Origin of the sequence: Nocardioides luteus (assembly GCF_015752315.1) — a bacterium.
GTDB lineage: Bacteria > Actinomycetota > Actinomycetes > Propionibacteriales > Nocardioidaceae > Nocardioides.
Genome location: NZ_JADOVJ010000001.1, coordinates 1,731,077 through 1,746,728, shown reverse-complemented (window position 1 = coordinate 1,746,728; position 15,652 = coordinate 1,731,077). Strand labels below are relative to the sequence as shown.

The window sequence follows — 15,652 nt, the reverse complement described above, 5'->3', positions numbered from 1 at the left end:
CCCCGATACAGGCGAAATCTTTTCTCGATCGGGTGCCGAGTCAAGGATGGCCGCAGGCCACCGGCGAAGCCGGCGGGCGAAGCCCGTCCTTGACGCGGCGCACGATCGAGAAACACTCAAAGAACGGGTCGGCGGCGAACCCTGAAACGAATACACAGCCGCCAAAGCGAGGTTTCCTCAAGGGCGGTCTCGACAAGCTCGACCGCCGGTGTGCCGGGTCTCGACACCCACAGAGAACGAGATCCACGTATCGACCACTCCCCCAGCCCCCACGGTGTCAGACCACGACCGATCACACCCCGCGGTGACCCGCTCCCAGAACCGCGCAGCAGCACGATTCCGCTCCTGATAAGCGACCTTCCACTCCCCCGGCGCATCAGAGACGACAGCCCGAGCGAACTGGAGCCCGAGCCCACCCCGGCGAGCACCGGCGACGACGAAGAAGCTGTTCAGGACGCGTACGGGCTGGTCGGCATCACGGACGAGCGCGAACCCGATCGGATGGACGCCGGCGGTGAGGATCCAGGCGCGCCAGCCGGGTTCGGAGCGGAGGGCGGCGTCGAGGCGCTCGGTGCGGAAGGTGCCGTCGGCGAACGGGAGGGTCGAGCTGAAGCCCGACATGTCGTGGCGGAAGAGCAGCCAGAGATGGCGGAGGGCGAGATGGTCCTCGGGCCGAGCGAGGCGAGCGGTGACAGGGTTCGGGATGTCGTCGAGGTCGGTGTGAAGAGTGGTCATACGCGAAAGCCTCGAAGCGCGGTGCGCTCCGAGGCCTGGTGACATTCTCTCATGGCTCGCGGCGCGGCGGCCCGGGAAAATCGACGGCGGCCGAACGACGCAGGTCACTAGAGTCGTCGGCGATGACCACAGAGACCGGTTCAGGTGAGGAGATCCTGGCGCTGATCCACCCGGACGCCGACCACAAGGACGTAGAAGCCGCGCTCCTCGAGGCCGGATGGAGACGGTGCGGAGCTGGCGACTGGGCCGTCGCACTGAGCTCGCCGGACGGACGCGCAGCGGCCCGGATCAGCCCGTTCGATCCGGCAGGCGCGTACAACACGGCCTTCTACCGCGAGGCGGCTCCGACCGGTCAGGTGCCGGCGCTGTTCGGCCATCGCAAGCTCACCGGTGGTGGGGACCTGCAGATCCTCGAGCTGCTCGACCCCGTTCCGGAGGACGAGGCGATGACGTTCGTACGCACGATCCAGGAGCCCGGCGGCGAGCTCCTCGCGGTGGCGCTCCGGATCCACGAGCGGATGAGGCGGGAGCAGCCGTGGCCAGGACCCCTCGACTTCAACCCGACCAACGTGATGCGCAGGGGCGACGGCCGGCTCGTGATGCTGGACGTCTTCGCCCTCGACGGGCCGCGGCTGTACGGAACGGCGGCGACGGACCCTGAGGCCGTGGCCGCCCGGATCCCGGCGAGCGAGCGGCGGTTCATCGCCGAGATCCCGCTCGCCACGACGGGCGGGCGCGAGGACGAGCAGATGCGCGCGATCGGTGCAGCCCTCGACGGGGCCGACGCCCGCAGGCGCGCTCAGCAGCGACAGCGGACGGCGCCCCGGTCCGGGTGATCGCTCACCCGGACCGAGACGCCGTCGGCGGGGTCAGGCGATGTGGAAGTCGCTCACGTTGACGTCCACGGCCTCGACGTCGATGTCGAAGTAGTCCTCGACCGCCTCGATGACCCGGGTGCGGATGGTGACGGCGTTGGCCTTCACCGGCGTGCCGTACGCGATCACGTAGGAGACGGTGATGGTCGCGACGTCGTCGACGATGTCGACCACGGTGCCCTCGTCGTCGATCGCGTGCACACCCTCGACCTTGGCGACGATGTGGTGGACCAGGCGCTCGACGAGGCCCTCACTCACCGTCGACTTGCCGCGCTCCTCGCGGGCGGCACGGGCGGCGCGCAGCACACCGGTCAGGGTCGAGTCGGCGGTCGGCTCCGGCTCGACGACCGGCTCAGGCGCGAAGCCGGGGGCCGGGGCCTCGGTCACGACCTCCTCGGACGCGGCAGGCTCCTCGACGGGCTCGGTCTCCTCGGCCACGGCGTCGGTGACCTCATCGGCGGGCGCCTCGTCGACGACCACCTCAGCGGCCTCGGTCTCCTCGGGTGCCTCCACGTCGATGTCGGTCGGCTGGACGGCCTCCTCGGTCACCTCGGCCTCCTCGACCACAGCGGCAGGCTCGTCAACAGCCTCCTCCGCGGCCTCGGCAGTCACGTCGGCATCCTCGACCTCGGCGGTCTCGTCGGCCTCGGGAGCCGGGACGACGTCCTCGGTCTCCACCGGCGCCTCCTCGGCAGCGACCTCCTCGACGGCGACCTCGTCGACAGCGACCTCGTCGACAGCGATCTCCTCGGCCGGCGCCTCGTCCTCGACGACGTCGACGATCTCCTCGTCGCCCTCGACCGACTCGGTCACGTCGGTGACCTCCTCAGCCTCGTCCGCCACCTCGTCGGTCGGCTCGGCGTCGACCTCCACCGACTCGGCCGGATCGGCCGACTCGAGCGCCTCCTCTGCCTCGGCATCGGTCAGCTCGTCCTCCGCCTCGCCGACGGTCTCCTCGGTCGCCTCGGCATCCGGCTCGACCGATCCGGTCTCGTCGGTCGACTCGACGGACTCCACGACCTCGACCTCCGACGCCTCACCCTCCTCGGCGGTCACCACGACGTCCTCGACCTCGGTCGGCTCCTCGACAGCGACCTCCTCGGCGAGCGCCTCACCCTCCGGCTCGGCGGCGGTCTCCTCGGCCTCGTCGGCCTCGATCGCGTCAGCGGGCACGAACGTGTCCTCGGCGTCGACCTCGACCTCGGCCGCCTCGACGACGTCCTCGGTCGCACCCTCGACGACAGCGTCCTCGGCGGCGACCTCGGCCGCGGTCTCCGTCACCTCGGCGTCGGCAACGTCGGCGTCGGCAACGTCCGCAACGGGCTCGGTCTCGACCGCCTCGTCGACAGCGGCGTCCTCCGCAGCGGTCTCCTCGACCTCCTCGGCGGTCTCGGCGAGAGGGGCTTCGGCGTCGACGCCCTCGAGCGGCGCCTCGTACGTGCCCTCGGTCTCGACCACCTCGGCCGAAACCTCGTCAACGGGAGCCTCGACGGGCTCGGTCTCGGCGATCTCACCCACGATGTCGCTGCCCACCTCGACCTCCTCCACGACGAGCTCGGCCACCTCGGCGGCCGGGGTCTCCTCGGTGTCGGTGACAACGTGCTCGGGGTCGGAGAGCGGGTCGACCGAGGGGGCCTCGACGAGGGGCTCGATGACGGTCTCGGCAACCGGCTCGACGGCCGGCTCGAGGGACGGCTCGGCAACCGGCGGCGCGGGGGGCTCGGTGACGTACGCACTGGCCTCGGGGGCGGCCAGGTTCTCGCCGTAGGCGGGAGCGGAGACGGCGGTCGACTCCCCCTCCCCGGCCTTTGGCTGCTCGTTCTTGTGACGGTTGAAGATGCCGCTGATGAAGTCGGACATGGCGTCGCATTCCTTCGAGTGGAGGGAGGGTTGTGGTCGAGCGCTCACAGCTGGGCGTGATGCTAGGGCTGGCACGCGGTGAGTCGGGTCACGTGTCTTCGATTCCCCTGTCTTGTACCCCAACGGTGACCGGGATGAGGACCCTCTGTGTCAAACCTTCCGGGGAGATTCGCCCACCGTTCAGCCAACGTCGGAGACCCGCCGGAGCACGCGCTGTAGAACGACGGAAGAGCACGTACGTCACGACAAATCGCCGAGGGAGAGACGATGAATCCACTGCTGCTCCCACTGGTCGCCGCACAGGCCGCATACGTCCACCGGACCATCGGCAAGGAGTCCCGTCCGGAGGGCCCGACGAAGGGTTTCGTGCCCGGCCCGGAGGCCGGGGACGGAGCCGGCCGGCTGCGTCTGCTGGTGATCGGTGACTCGTCCGCGTCGGGCCGGGGCGCACCCACGCACGACCTCGCCTTCGCCGGGTCGATGGCGCGTGCGATCGCGAAGCGGACCGAGCGTCCGGTCGAGTGGCGGGCGCTGGGGAAGTACGGCGCGACCAGCGAGCGGATCCGGCACGGCATCCTGACGAAGGTGACCGGCGAGTGGGACCTCGCGGTGCTCCTGGTGGGCGTCAACGACATCCTCGCGCGCCGCTCGGTCGAGGCCTGGACGCGAGACCTGACCGCGATCGTCGAGACCCTCCAGGAGCACGCCGCCCACACCGTGCTCCCCGGGATCCCGGAGTTCGGCGCGTTCCCGTCGCTTCCCCGGACCCTGCGGCGCTACCTCGCCGAGCGCGGGAAGGCGCTCGACGTGGCGGCGCGGCTGGTCTGCGCCGGGCGTACGTCGGTGCAGTGGGTCAGCTCGGCCGACCTCGGTCCCGCCGAGCCGTCCTTCTTCGCGGCCGACGGGTTCCACGCCTCACCGGCGGGCTATGAGCGGTGGGCGCAGGCGATCTGGGACCACGTCGATCTCTAGATCACGGGACCACGAGCTGGGCAAGCGGCACATGGTGCTGTCCAGCGTGGACGTCGCGGTCGCGCAGCGATCCCTGCGAGACCGGGCGCGGGTAGGAGATCTTGACGACGTTGAGCGACGGGATCCGGAAGATCTGGACCGACCCCGGGTCGACCCGGTAGAGATCGGCGACGACGCCCTCGTGGAGGAAGGTCTCGTCGGCCGCGATCCGGTAGCCGTCGGCGTCACGCATGAACAGCTCCATCGTGATCCAGAACGGCCCGGCGTTCTTGGAACGGACCTCGATCGCGAGGTCCCCCAGGGTGGTCTCAGGCATCGTTCTTCTCTCCGATCTGGGTGCTGAACTGGGTGCTGAACTCGGTGCTGAACTCGGTGCGGAACATCGCGGTCGGGGTGATGCTGTCGACGGCGTGGTTGAGCACGAACTCGTACGCAGCGCCCCGCTCGACCTCGGCGGGCGATCCCGGGAACGCCAGGCTGGGCAGGTAGTCCATGTCCTGGGCCGGCAGGTGCAGCATCAACGGGTTCGCGACCTTGGCGACCGCGGTGGCCAGCGCCTGGTCGGCGGCGCGGACGAGCAGCATCACGCCGACCTCGCGCGGCGGCTCGGTGGACGGGTCGAGATCACCGAGGACGGCGTCGTAGCCGTAGAGACGCAGGTCGTAGTCGTAGTCGTCCCTGGTCAGGCCGAGGGTCTGCTCGACGCGCTCGGTGAAGACGAGATGCATCAAGGAGGCCCAGCCCTCGATGTCCTTCAGGATCAGCGGGTCGCGGATCGCCGTGAAGGACATCGTCTCGTAGCCGGTGATCCGGGCGCCCTCGAGCTTGTTCGTGTGCTGCTCGGCGTGGTGGAACCGCGAGCCCTCGACCCGCACCCGGCGGTCGTCGAGCGCGGTGTAGACGGCGTCACGCACGTCCAGCGTGCCGTCCGGCTCTCTCATCAGATACGGGTTCGCCGTCTCGTAGAGCATGTGGGCGGCCACCGAGATCGGCGTGCAGGCGGCGCTCTCGTCGAGCGGCTCGATGGTGAACCCGGTGCGGTCGACGGTCGCGAAGACCCCGCCCGCGCGTGGGTTGGTCGTGCACTGACCGCCGCACTCGACGATCTTGGCCGCGTGCCAGCTCGGTCCGGCGGGCATCCCCTTCAGCAGCGCGTACGCAGCCGCGTTGGCCGTGTCGGTCGCCCGCCCGGCCAGGACCACCTGAGCACCGGCGGCGAGTGCCTCGGCGATCGGCTCGTGGCCCATCATCGCGACGATGTGGGTGCAGTCCTCGAGGGTCGCGACGTCGAGGTCGCCCAGCGGTGGGAGCGGGTGGACCCGGCCGGCCTCGAGCGGTTCCTTCAGGTCGGCCGCGCGCTGCTCGCTGTAGATCCGGGCGACCTTCATCGACAGGCCCTCCTCGGCGAGCAGGTCGGCGACGATCCCTGCGACCCAGTCGACGCCGTCGTCGGTGCCGCTGGTGCCGCAGGAGCCGACGACGAGCGGGATGCCGGCCCCGGCGGCGGCACGGAGCAGGATCCGCAGGTCGCGGGCGACCGCCGCGGCGGTGGTCTTCGGCTTCGAGGCGCCCAGGTAGTAGGGACCGGAGTCGGTGGAGCCGCCGTCGACGGCGATCACGTCGGCGCCCAGGTCGATCCCGCGCGCGATCGTCTCCTCCGGGAACCCGGCACCGAGCATCCCGCTGGGCACCAGGATGCTGACGGAGTCAGCGTTGTCGCTGGTCATCTGTTGTCTCTCTTCTCGATCAGGTGGGCGTTGACAGCGTGTTGCGGGCGGCCGGCCAGCGCGTCGAGGAGCTCGCGGGCTCCCTCGATGCCGGCGGCCCGGCGGGCCTGGGCGGTCTGCCCTGCCAGGTGGGAGTGGACGACGATCCCGGGCACTCCGCGCAGCGGGCTCCCGGCCGGGAGCGGCTCCTCGGTGACCACGTCGAGCGCGGCGCCGGCGATCCGGCCCTCCCGTACGGCGGCAGCGAGCGCGTCCTCGTCGACGATCGCGCCGCGGGCGGTGTTCACGAGCACCGCGCCGGGCTTCATCAGTGCGAACGCGGCGGCGTCGAGCAGCCCGCGGGTCCGTGGGGTGAGTGCGGTGTGGACCGACACGAAGTCGGCCTCGGCCAGCAGCTCGGGCAGCTCCACGAACGCGACGTCCCCGTCGGCGCGCTCGGCGTCGGGCACCCCGGTCGTGCACAGCACGCTCATCCCGAACGCCCTGGCCAGCGGGACCACCGTACGGGCGGCCGCGCCGTAGCCGATCAGTCCCAGCGTCGAGCCGCGCAGCTCGCGGCCGTCCCCGCGCGGCCAGCCGCCGGCGGCGACGCCGGCCGCGCTCTCGACCAGCCTGCGGGCGGAGGCGAGAAGCAGGCCCATCGTGTACTCCGCGACCGCGTTGGCATTGATCCCGGGCAGGTTGCTGACCGTGATCCCGGCACGGGCGGCCGCCTCGACATCGATCGCGTCGTAGCCGACCCCGGTGCGTACGACCGCTCTCAGACGGTCGGCGGAGGCGAGCACCTCGGCGGTGAGTGGGTCGTGGCCGACCAGGGCGCCGTCGACCTCGGCCAGGTCCGCGACGAGGTCGCCGGACGGGTAGCGGGTCTCGTGGCCGTGGGAGCGGAGGAGCTCGTCGACCTCGTCGCCGGGCCGCAGGTAGTCGGTCGTGATCAGGATCCGGGCCACGGGCTCACACCACCTTCCCGGCGTCGCTGCGCCGCTGGAGGCGGTCGATCCGCACCACGATCACGACCGCGACCGCGGCGACGACGGCGATGTCGAGCAGCATCGTGGGCCAGCCCAGGACGTCCACGGCCCCGCCGATCAGCGCCGGCCCGATGAAGGCACCGGCCTGCCAGCCCACCGCATAGAGCGCCGCGTACGTCCCGAAGACCCGTGCCGAGGGTGCCAGGTTCCACAGCACGACGACGGCGTTGACCAGGAACGCCGAGGCACCGGCGGCGCCGATGCAGAAGGCCACGACCGTGCCGGTCGGGGTCTGCACCAGGGTGCCGAGGAGCATGCCGGCGGCGAAGACCGCCATGCCGGCGATCATGGTGCGCAGCCGGCCGAAGTGCTCGGCGAGCAGCGCGGTCGGGTAGGCGGCGAGCAGGAACGCGATCCCGCTCGGCAGCGTGATCCCGCCGGCCTCGCCGCGGGAGAGCCCGAGGGTCTCCATGCCGTAGGGCGTGACCAGCGCGCGCGATCCCGCCCAGGCGCTGCCGAAGACCAGGATCGCGACGATCAGCAGCAGCCGGCTGCGGTCGGGGTCGCGCACGATCTCCCGGATGGTGTCGCGGATGCGTGCCTGGCCGACCGCGGTCGACTCCTCCGCGGCATCCTCGGCGGCGTCCTCGGCCACCGCCGCGCGGTAGCCGGGCGAGGAGCTGTCGCGGATCGAGAGGCACAGCACGGTGACCGAGACGAGGGTGATCAGCGCGATGACGGCGAAGGCGAGCGCGGGGTGGTCGTCGACCAGGAGGATGCTGACCACGGCGGCGACGATCACGGTGAGGCTGGAAGCGATCTTGACCGCGGCGTTGGCGCGGCTGCGTCGTTCCGGTGCGATGAAGTCGGGCACCAGGGCCTCTCCGATGGGCTTGAACGAGTTCGAGACCAGCGCGAACGCGACGATGACCACGATCAGCAGCGGCAGCGCGTCCGCGGTGTGCGGCAGGATCACGAACAGCAGCGCCGCGAGCGGCATCCCGACGGCGAGGTAGGGCATCCGCCGGCCCCAGCGTGTGCGCGTCCGGTCGGACCGGTTGGCCATCCACGGCTGGATGAAGATGCCGAGCAGGTTGTCCATGCCCATGATGAAGCCGACCAGGGCGGCGCTGGCCAGGTGCTCGCGCAGCAGCGGCGGCACCTGGCTGTCGTAGAAGTTCCACATCGACTCCTGGGCGAAGACCGCCAGCGCGACGAGGAGGGTGATCCGGCGAGGCCCGAGCTGCCGGGGTGGTGCGGTGGGGATGGTGGTGCTCACGAGACGGACCTCCGTGATCTCTGCATGACTCTCCCATGGCCTGTATGACATGTGGCGGCGCTCACAGTAGTTTTGCTACAGCAAAATAGTCAAGAGGTGGCACTGTTGGAAAAGTGGCCTAGTATCGTGGCCATGTCGATCTCCTCCCCCGAGACCACGCCGGAGGCCACCACCGTGGCCGAGCGCGTCTACCAGGCCCTACGCAGCCAGATCGGCTCCGGCGAGCTCGAACCCGGGGCCAAGGTGACCGAGCGCGGGATGGCCGAGCGCCTGGGCGTGAGCCCCACCCCGGTCCGGGAGGCGATCCGGCGGCTCGAGCTCGACGGTCTCGTGGAGCGGGTGGGGCCGCGTACGACCCTGGTGGCCCGGATCGAGGAGGACGCCAGCCACGACCTGGCCGAGGTGGAGGTCGCGCTGCGCGGTCTGGCCGCCCGGTTCGCCGCCAGGCACGCCACCGACGACGAGCTCGACGAGCTCGACCGGCTGCTCGACGAGGCCGACGACCTGGTGATCCTCATCCGGGCGCGCCACCGCGACGGCAAGCCGGTCGAGAAGCACGCCGACCGGTTCCTCGACGTGCTCGGCCGGTTCAACGAGCAGGTCAACGCCGCGGCCCACAACCCGGTTCTCGTACGCCTCCTGGAGCAGTCCCGCTCGCTGAGCCGGTCGCGCCAGCGGGAGATCTCCCGGGCGCACCTGCTCGCCGGCGACGAGTTCGGCGCGGACCGCTACGCCGAGCACCGCGCCCTCGTGCTCGCCCTCCGTGCCCGCGACGCGGTCGAGGCCGAGCGCATCGTCACCGAGCACGCCGCCCGCGGGCTCCTCGACCTGCGGCGCGAGCAGTAGATGGCGGGAGTCTTCACCGGCTTCGCCACGATCACCGTCCTCATCGCGCTCGGCGCGCTGCTCGCCCAGCTCAAGATCCTCGACCAGCAGGGCCAGCGCACGCTCTCGACGCTCGCGTTCTACGTCGCCAGCCCGGCCCTGCTGATCACGGTGATGGACGACAGCGACCTCGGCTTCGTCTTCTCCGGCAACTTGGTCGCGGTCGCCGGCGCCGTGCTGGTCTCGGCGACTCTCGTCGTCACCGTCGCGCGCCTGCGCCGCCGCGACCTCGGCACCACGGTGGTCGCGACGCTGTGTGGCTGCTACGCCAACGCCGGCAACCTCGGCCTCCCGATCGCGTCGTACGTCCTGGGCGACCCGGTCCTGGTCGCGCCGACGCTCCTGCTGCAGATGCTCGTGCTCCAGCCGCTGGCGCTGGTGATCCTCGACGCCGACGCGAGCGCCACGAGGCTCTCCTTCTGGGCGGTCCTGCGCCGCCCGCTGACCAACCCGATCACCGTCGCCTCGCTCATCGGGGTGGCGCTCTCCGTCACCGACCTCGACCTGCCGACACCGGTCTCCGACCCGCTGGACCTGGTCGCGGGCATGGCGGTGCCCTCGATGCTGATCGCCTACGGGGTCGCGCTCCGGCTCGGCCCGCTCCCGGGTCGCGGCGTGCCGCCGCTCGACCTGGCCGCCGTGGTCGCGACCAAGCAGGTGGTCCAGCCGGTGGCGGCGTACGTCATCGGGCGGTTCCTGCTCGGGCTCGACGCCGAGGCGCTGCTGGCGGTGACCGTGCTCTCCGCGCTGCCGACCGCCCAGAACGTCTTCGTCGTCGCGCAGCGCTACAACCGGGCCGTGCTGCTGGCCCGTGACGTCATCTTCGTCAGCACCCTGGCCACCGTGCCGGCGATCCTGCTGGTCGTCCTGCTGCTCACCTGACCCCGACTGCCGAGCACGACGAAAGTCCCTTGCGGCCGCATTCCTTCGGGCGTACCCTCGCGATATATCGGGACACTACGCCGACAGTCGATGCAGCTTCACAAGGGAGATGACATGAGCAACCTCGACAACCTGCGGGTGAGCGAGGCCGACCGGGAGGAGGCGTCGGCGAGGCTCGCCGAGCACTACTCGACCGGCCGGCTCTCCGACGACGACTACTACGAGCGCCTCGACGCGGTCTGGTCCGCGCGCGTCCGCGCCGACCTGGAGATGCTCTTCACCGACCTGCCGAGGAGCGCGCCGCAGCCGCCGCAGGTCGCCCGCCGCCCGCGCCGAGACGGGCCGCGGCCCTTCCCGCTGATCGCCTGCTTCCTGCTCGTGGCGATCGGGTTGATGGTGATGGGCGTGCCGTGGTGGGTCTTCGCCGCGATCGCGGTCGGGGCGCTCGTCTTTCGCAAGAGCCGCCACCGGCACCACCACGCGATGCATCACGGCTGTCTGCCCACCCACGGCCGAGCCGGATCACGGCCGTAGCCGGATCATTTCACCGCAGGCGCCAGGATCCAGACCGCGGAGTCGGTGGGCAGATCGCCGACCACCGGGTCGCCGCTGTACATCACGATCTCGCCCTCGGGCAGCGGCGTCGGCTCCATCCCGCAGTTGAGGACGACGATCAGCTGGCTCCTGGTGTCCTCGGAACCACCGACACCGCCTCGCCGGAACGAGACGACACCCTCGGGCGCGTCGAGGATCTCCACGTCCTCGTCGGCTCCGAGCGCGTAGGTACGCCGCGCCGACAGCGCCGCCCGGTAGAACTCCAGCGTCGAGTCCCGGACACCGTTCTGCGCGGCCACGGTGAGGTCGACCCACTCGGCGGGCTGCGGAAGCCACGGCTGCGTCGGCAGGTCCTCCTCGGCCACACGGCTGAACCCGAAGGGCGGCTCGAAGCCGCTCCACGGCAGCGGCACCCGACAGCCGTCACGACCACCCTCGCCGGTCTCCGACCACGGGTCCTCCTGATACTCGGGCGGTAGGTAGACCTGGGGCAGGCCCAGTTCCTCCCCCTGGTACAGGTACGCCGACCCCGGCAGCGCCAGCATCGTGAGCGTCGCCGCGCGCGCCCGGTGCAGCGCCTGCAGACCGTCGCCGTAGCGCGAGCGGTGGCGGACGACATCGTGGTTGGAGAGGACCCAGGTCGGCGCCGCCCGCGAGGGGCCGAGCGCCTTCAGCGTCGACTCGATGACCTCGCTGAACGCCTCCGCGGACCAGGGCGCCTGCAGCCAGGAGAAGTTGAACGCCTGGTTGAACTCGTCGGCACGTACGTAGCGCCGCAGCTCGGCCGGCCCAGGGGTCCAGGCCTCGGCGACCATCATCCGGTCACCGTCGAAGGAGTCGATCAGCTTGCGCCAGGCGCGGTAGATCTCGTGGACGCCGGGGTTGTCCCACATCGGCGCGTCGGTGATGCCCCGCTGGTACATGACCGCGGCGTCCGAGGTGAGCGCGAGCCCGTCGGGGACCACCTGGTCGCGCAGCTCCTTGAAGAGTCCGTGGGCGATGTCGACCCGGAACCCGTCGACGCCGCGGTCGAGCCAGAAGGTGAGGATCCTGGTGAACTCCTCGACCACCTCGGGGTTGTGCCAGTTGAGGTCGGGCTGGTCGTCGTCGAAGAGGTGGAGATACCACTGCCCGTCCTCGACCCGGGTCCACGCCGGACCGCCGAAGACCGAGCGCCAGTTGGTCGGTGGCTCCTCCCCCGCCTCGCCGCGGCCGTCGCGGAAGATGTAGCGGTCACGGGCGCTCGATCCGGTCCGCTCGGCAGTGCCCGTCGCTTCGGACCTCGCCTCGGCGAGCGCCTCGATGAACCAGGGATGGGCCGAGGAGGTGTGGTTGGGCACCAGGTCGACGATCACCTTCAAGGCGAGCTCGTGCGCCCGCGCGATCAGATGGTCGGCATCCTCGAGCGTGCCGAAGATCGGGTCCACGTCGCAGTAGTCGGCGACGTCGTAGCCGTGGTCGTTCTGCGGCGAGGTGTAGAACGGGCAGATCCAGATCGCGTCGACACCCAGCGCGGCGAGATAGTCGAGATGATCGGTGATGCCCTGCAGATCTCCGAGGCCGTCGCCGTTCGAGTCCGCGAAAGAACGCGGATAGATCTGATACGCCACTGCTTCGCGCCACCATGGCTGGTCCACGCATGCCCCTATCTCGTCGGTAGATCGCCGGTACCCCGATCTTGTCGATGCGATGCTCGGGGTTGTCAAACCTGGCCACCTATACGACACCGGATTCGCGGTGGATCCCGCGCCGGAAACGCCGAAAACTCGGGGATATCCGAAGTCGGCTTGTGGCATGTAGGCTTACCGGCGTTGAAGGAGGCGTCCCCACGCGCTTCGCGGTTGCTCTCGGTGACCGTTCGTGCAGCACTTGGTCTTCCGCAGAAGCAGAAATCAGTACTCGTGGATTCAACGCCCAAAGGGCGGCACGGAGTCGCCCTGTGTACACAAGGATTAGATTCATGACTCAGGGAACCGTGAAGTGGTTCAACGGCGACAAGGGCTTCGGCTTCATCGCCCAGGACAACGGGGGCGACGACGTCTTCGTGCACTTCTCCGCGATCCAGACCCAGGGCTACAAGACCCTGGACGAGAACCAGCGCGTCGAGTTCGACGTCACCCAGGGCCCGAAGGGCCCGCAGGCCGAGAACGTCCGCCCGGTCTGACTTCGGCTTTCTGCAAGGCAGCCCCGCTCCTGCTTCGGCAGGGCGGGGCTGTCCCCCTTTCGGACCAGCTCGGTCAGGAGATCTCGGGAAGCTTGGTGACGTCGACCCAGCCCCGGGCCTCGCTGATCGTCTCCAGGTCACCGAGCGTGAGCGCGATGGTCGTGTTCGCGCTGCCCGCTGCCGGGTAGACCATGTCGAAGCGCTTGAGCGAGGCGTCGAGCCAGACCTCGGCCGAGGCGGGGTTGCCGAACGGGCAGACGCCGCCGATCGCATGCCCCGTCATCGGCTCCACGTCCTCCGCCGCGAGCATCCGCGCCTTGGTGCCGAAGTGGGCCTTGAACTTCGCGTTGGCGATCTTGGCGTCGCCGGCCGCGACGACGAGGATCGCGGCGGTGCGGTCCTCGGTGTAGAGGCTGATCGTCTTCGCGATCTCCGCCGGGGACACCCCGAGGGCCACCGCGGCGAGCTCGACGGTCGCCTTCGACTCCTGCGACTCGATGATGTCCCCACCGCGTCCGAAGCGGTCCAGGTGGGCGCGGGCGAGCTCGATCGACATGCCCGCAGCCTAGTGCCGCGTCCCGCCACCGAAGGAGTCGGCGACGGCTCGGCCGGCGAAGATGCGGTACTCCATCGGCGGCGGCGACCCGAACGGGGACTCCGGCGCGGCGCCGCACACGATCACCAGGTTGCCGGGTCGGCGACCCTTCAAGGTCGCCGGCTCGACGCCGACCACCACGTCCCCGAGGTCCCTGGCCACCGCCACGAAGTCCCGCACCCGGGCGAACGGCGGGCGGTCGACGAGGTTGGCGACGAAGACTCCGGACGGCGCGAGCACGCGGCGTACGTCCTCGACGAAGGCGGCGGACGTGAGCTCGGGCGGAGTGTAGCCGCCGTCGAAGGCGTCGAGGATCACCAGGTCGGCGAAGCCGTCCCGTACGCCGCCGATGCCCGCCTTCCCGTCGACGGGACGCACCTTGATCCCGCTGCGCGGTGGGAGCGGCGCCTCGCTGCGTACGCGCTCGATGACCTCGACCGACGGCTCGAGCACGATCTGCGCGGAGCGCGGCCGGGTGGCGTGGACGTAGCGCGCAAGCGTCATCGCGGCACCGCCGACGTGAAGGACCCGCACTGGCCCTGGGGGCATTCGGTCGATAACATCGCCGACACGCCTCATGTAGTCGAAGACGAGGCGGGTCGGGTCTCCCAGGTCGACGGCCGACTGCTGCATGTCGTCGAGCTCGAGCACATATACATCACCGGGCATAGCGGAGACACCCTACCCCTGCGTGGAAATGGAGGACTTGTTCCTCTATTGTGACCTGCGCTACAGCGGAACCATGACCCGTTACGGAGCATCCCGGATACCCCGAGGGGCATCTATGTGTTTCCATATCTACCCCGCCGATCCCCCACACCCCGTCCGGCGAGGAACGAGAGGAAGTCGAAACGCGTGACAACCATTGAAGAAGTCACCATCGGGGCTTTCAGCCAGCCCTTGGTCGGGATGTCGTTCATCATCTCCGTCCTCGGATCATGGGTCGGACTGACCTGTGCGAGCCGTGCCCTCCGGCCGGGCGCAGGCTCCACCTCTTGGCTCTGGCTCTTCGGCGCAGCGACCTCGATCGGCGGCGGCGCGATCTGGTCCATGCACTTCATCGGCATGCTCGCCTTCGACAGCCACGTGGCGTACGCCCTCGACATCGGCACCACCCTCATCTCGCTCGCCGTCGCCATCGTCGCCGCGATGGTCGGGATGCTCATCGCCACCGCGATGCGGGGCAAGACGGGATACGTCGTCGGTGGGCTGGTCACCGGCGCCGGCGTCGGCGCGATGCACTACACCGGCATGTACGCCATGGACATGAGCGCCAAGATGGTCTGGAAGCCGGCGATCGTCGTCATCTCCATCGTCATCGCGCTGGCCGCCTCGGCGCTCGCGCTCTTCTTCGCCTTCAACGTGACCTCACGCCTGATGCGGGTGGCCGCAGCCTTCATCATGGGCATCGGCGTGTGCGTGATGCACTACACCGGCATGCTCGCCCTGGAGATCCACAGCTCGCCCGACGACAAGTTCGGCCACGTCAGCGGCGCCGACCCGGTCTACCTGGCGATGCCGATCTTCGCGATCTCGGCGGGCATGCTGATCGTGATCGGCTTCGGCACCATGTTCGCGGGCATCAACGACGATCTCGACGACCCCTGGACCCCCGACCAGCGGAGGATGTCCGACTCCGGTGCCCACGCGATGCCGCAGCTCCCGGGCATGGGGCGGTCGCCCTTCGCCGGCCAGCCCGGCCAGCTCGGTCACTCCGGTCACTCCGGTCAGCACGGTCAGCTCAGCCAGTCCGGTCAGCACGGGCAGTTCGGCCAGCAGCCCGACCCTCACCAGCCGCTGCAGCCGCTCCCCACCCGGCAGCCGGCCGCCTCCGGCAGCCCGCAGGCGAACCAGCCCGCCGGCGAGGGTATCGGCGGCATGTTCGCCCAGCGTCCGACCCAGCTGCGCCCCCAGAACGGACGCTGGACGCCCCGGCCCTACGCTCAGCAGCCCTCCAACGGCAGCCCCGCCAACGGCGCGTCCGAGCGGCAGCCCGACTTCTTCAGGCCCCAGGCCAGGCGGCCCGCCGAGGAGCTGGGGAACGAGCCTCCGGCCCAGCAGCCCCGGCCCCAGCGCCCGCCGGGCTGGCTGCCGCCGCGCAACAACAACCTGTAGCCGGCTCGCGGGGTAGGGGCGATCCGCCCCTACCCCG

At 70.3% G+C, this 15,652-nt stretch carries 16 protein-coding genes; 7 read left to right on the top strand and 9 right to left on the bottom strand.

Annotation, left to right across the window (positions count from 1 at the left end; translation table 11 throughout):
• Nucleotides 1-177 precede the first annotated feature (177 nt).
• Nucleotides 178-735 carry a GNAT family N-acetyltransferase gene (locus HD557_RS08395; RefSeq protein ID WP_196873547.1) on the bottom strand — a complete coding sequence of 186 codons (558 nt, stop codon included), beginning with the start codon at nt 733-735 and terminating at the stop codon, nt 178-180.
• A gap of 122 nt (nt 736-857) precedes the next feature.
• Here HD557_RS08395 and HD557_RS08390 point away from each other — a divergent pair, with 122 nt between their 5' ends.
• Nucleotides 858-1,571, top strand: coding sequence for a hypothetical protein (locus HD557_RS08390; protein ID WP_196873546.1), 714 nt, complete (start codon nt 858-860; stop codon nt 1,569-1,571).
• A 33-nt stretch (nt 1,572-1,604) separates the two neighbouring features.
• Here HD557_RS08390 and HD557_RS08385 read toward each other — a convergent pair whose 3' ends face one another.
• Nucleotides 1,605-3,470, bottom strand: coding sequence for a hypothetical protein (locus HD557_RS08385; protein ID WP_196873545.1), 1,866 nt, complete (start codon nt 3,468-3,470; stop codon nt 1,605-1,607).
• Nucleotides 3,471-3,737: 267 nt separating this feature from the next.
• Between HD557_RS08385 and HD557_RS08380 the strand changes: the two genes are divergently transcribed.
• Nucleotides 3,738-4,442: an SGNH/GDSL hydrolase family protein gene (locus tag HD557_RS08380; protein WP_196873544.1), complete on the top strand. Its 705-nt coding sequence runs from the start codon at nt 3,738-3,740 to the stop codon at nt 4,440-4,442.
• Nucleotide 4,443: 1 nt separating this feature from the next.
• On the opposite strand, the gene HD557_RS08375 is transcribed toward HD557_RS08380, so the two are convergent.
• The 4 genes from HD557_RS08375 to HD557_RS08360 are packed head-to-tail and all read right to left on the bottom strand — an operon-like array spanning nt 4,444 to nt 8,419.
• Nucleotides 4,444-4,758, bottom strand: coding sequence for a DUF4387 domain-containing protein (locus HD557_RS08375; protein ID WP_008357739.1), 315 nt, complete (start codon nt 4,756-4,758; stop codon nt 4,444-4,446).
• Nucleotides 4,751-6,169 carry an acyclic terpene utilization AtuA family protein gene (locus HD557_RS08370; protein WP_196873543.1) on the bottom strand — a complete coding sequence of 473 codons (1,419 nt, stop codon included), beginning with the start codon at nt 6,167-6,169 and terminating at the stop codon, nt 4,751-4,753. The genes HD557_RS08375 and HD557_RS08370 overlap by 8 nt, the downstream gene beginning before the upstream one ends.
• Nucleotides 6,166-7,119 carry a phosphoglycerate dehydrogenase gene (locus tag HD557_RS08365; RefSeq protein ID WP_196873542.1) on the bottom strand — a complete coding sequence of 318 codons (954 nt, stop codon included), beginning with the start codon at nt 7,117-7,119 and terminating at the stop codon, nt 6,166-6,168. The genes HD557_RS08370 and HD557_RS08365 overlap by 4 nt, the downstream gene beginning before the upstream one ends.
• A 4-nt stretch (nt 7,120-7,123) precedes the next feature.
• Nucleotides 7,124-8,419, bottom strand: a complete 1,296-nt coding sequence (locus tag HD557_RS08360) for an MFS transporter (RefSeq protein WP_196873541.1) — start codon at nt 8,417-8,419, stop codon at nt 7,124-7,126.
• Between the two features lie 132 nt (nt 8,420-8,551).
• On the opposite strand from HD557_RS08360, the gene HD557_RS08355 reads away from it, so the two are divergent.
• From HD557_RS08355 to HD557_RS08345, 3 genes are all read left to right on the top strand, one after another.
• Nucleotides 8,552-9,265, top strand: coding sequence for a GntR family transcriptional regulator (locus tag HD557_RS08355; protein ID WP_008357746.1), 714 nt, complete (start codon nt 8,552-8,554; stop codon nt 9,263-9,265).
• Nucleotides 9,266-10,186 carry an AEC family transporter gene (locus tag HD557_RS08350; protein ID WP_008357748.1) on the top strand — a complete coding sequence of 307 codons (921 nt, stop codon included), beginning with the start codon at nt 9,266-9,268 and terminating at the stop codon, nt 10,184-10,186.
• A 114-nt stretch (nt 10,187-10,300) separates the two neighbouring features.
• Nucleotides 10,301-10,720, top strand: a complete 420-nt coding sequence (locus tag HD557_RS08345) for a DUF1707 SHOCT-like domain-containing protein (protein WP_196873540.1) — start codon at nt 10,301-10,303, stop codon at nt 10,718-10,720.
• 5 nt (nt 10,721-10,725) lie between these two features.
• Here HD557_RS08345 and HD557_RS08340 read toward each other — a convergent pair whose 3' ends face one another.
• Nucleotides 10,726-12,378 (bottom strand): glycoside hydrolase family 13 protein, encoded by a 1,653-nt coding sequence (locus HD557_RS08340; protein ID WP_307785565.1) that lies wholly within the window; start codon nt 12,376-12,378, stop codon nt 10,726-10,728.
• Nucleotides 12,379-12,701: 323 nt separating this feature from the next.
• On the opposite strand from HD557_RS08340, the gene HD557_RS08335 reads away from it, so the two are divergent.
• Complete coding sequence (locus tag HD557_RS08335) at nt 12,702-12,905, top strand: cold-shock protein (protein ID WP_008357755.1); 204 nt, start codon at nt 12,702-12,704, stop codon at nt 12,903-12,905.
• A 73-nt stretch (nt 12,906-12,978) separates the two neighbouring features.
• Here HD557_RS08335 and HD557_RS08330 read toward each other — a convergent pair whose 3' ends face one another.
• Together HD557_RS08330 and HD557_RS08325 are read right to left on the bottom strand one after the other, a co-directional pair.
• A complete protein-coding gene (locus HD557_RS08330; protein ID WP_008357757.1) occupies nt 12,979-13,461 on the bottom strand; it encodes a YbaK/EbsC family protein in 483 nt (160 codons plus the stop codon).
• A 9-nt stretch (nt 13,462-13,470) separates the two neighbouring features.
• Nucleotides 13,471-14,169 (bottom strand): spermidine synthase, encoded by a 699-nt coding sequence (locus HD557_RS08325; RefSeq protein ID WP_196873539.1) that lies wholly within the window; start codon nt 14,167-14,169, stop codon nt 13,471-13,473.
• Nucleotides 14,170-14,355: 186 nt separating this feature from the next.
• Here HD557_RS08325 and HD557_RS08320 point away from each other — a divergent pair, with 186 nt between their 5' ends.
• On the top strand, nt 14,356-15,615 hold the full coding sequence (locus HD557_RS08320; protein ID WP_196873538.1) for an MHYT domain-containing protein: 1,260 nt from the start codon (nt 14,356-14,358) through the stop codon (nt 15,613-15,615).
• The last annotated feature ends 37 nt before the right edge of the window (nt 15,616-15,652 follow it).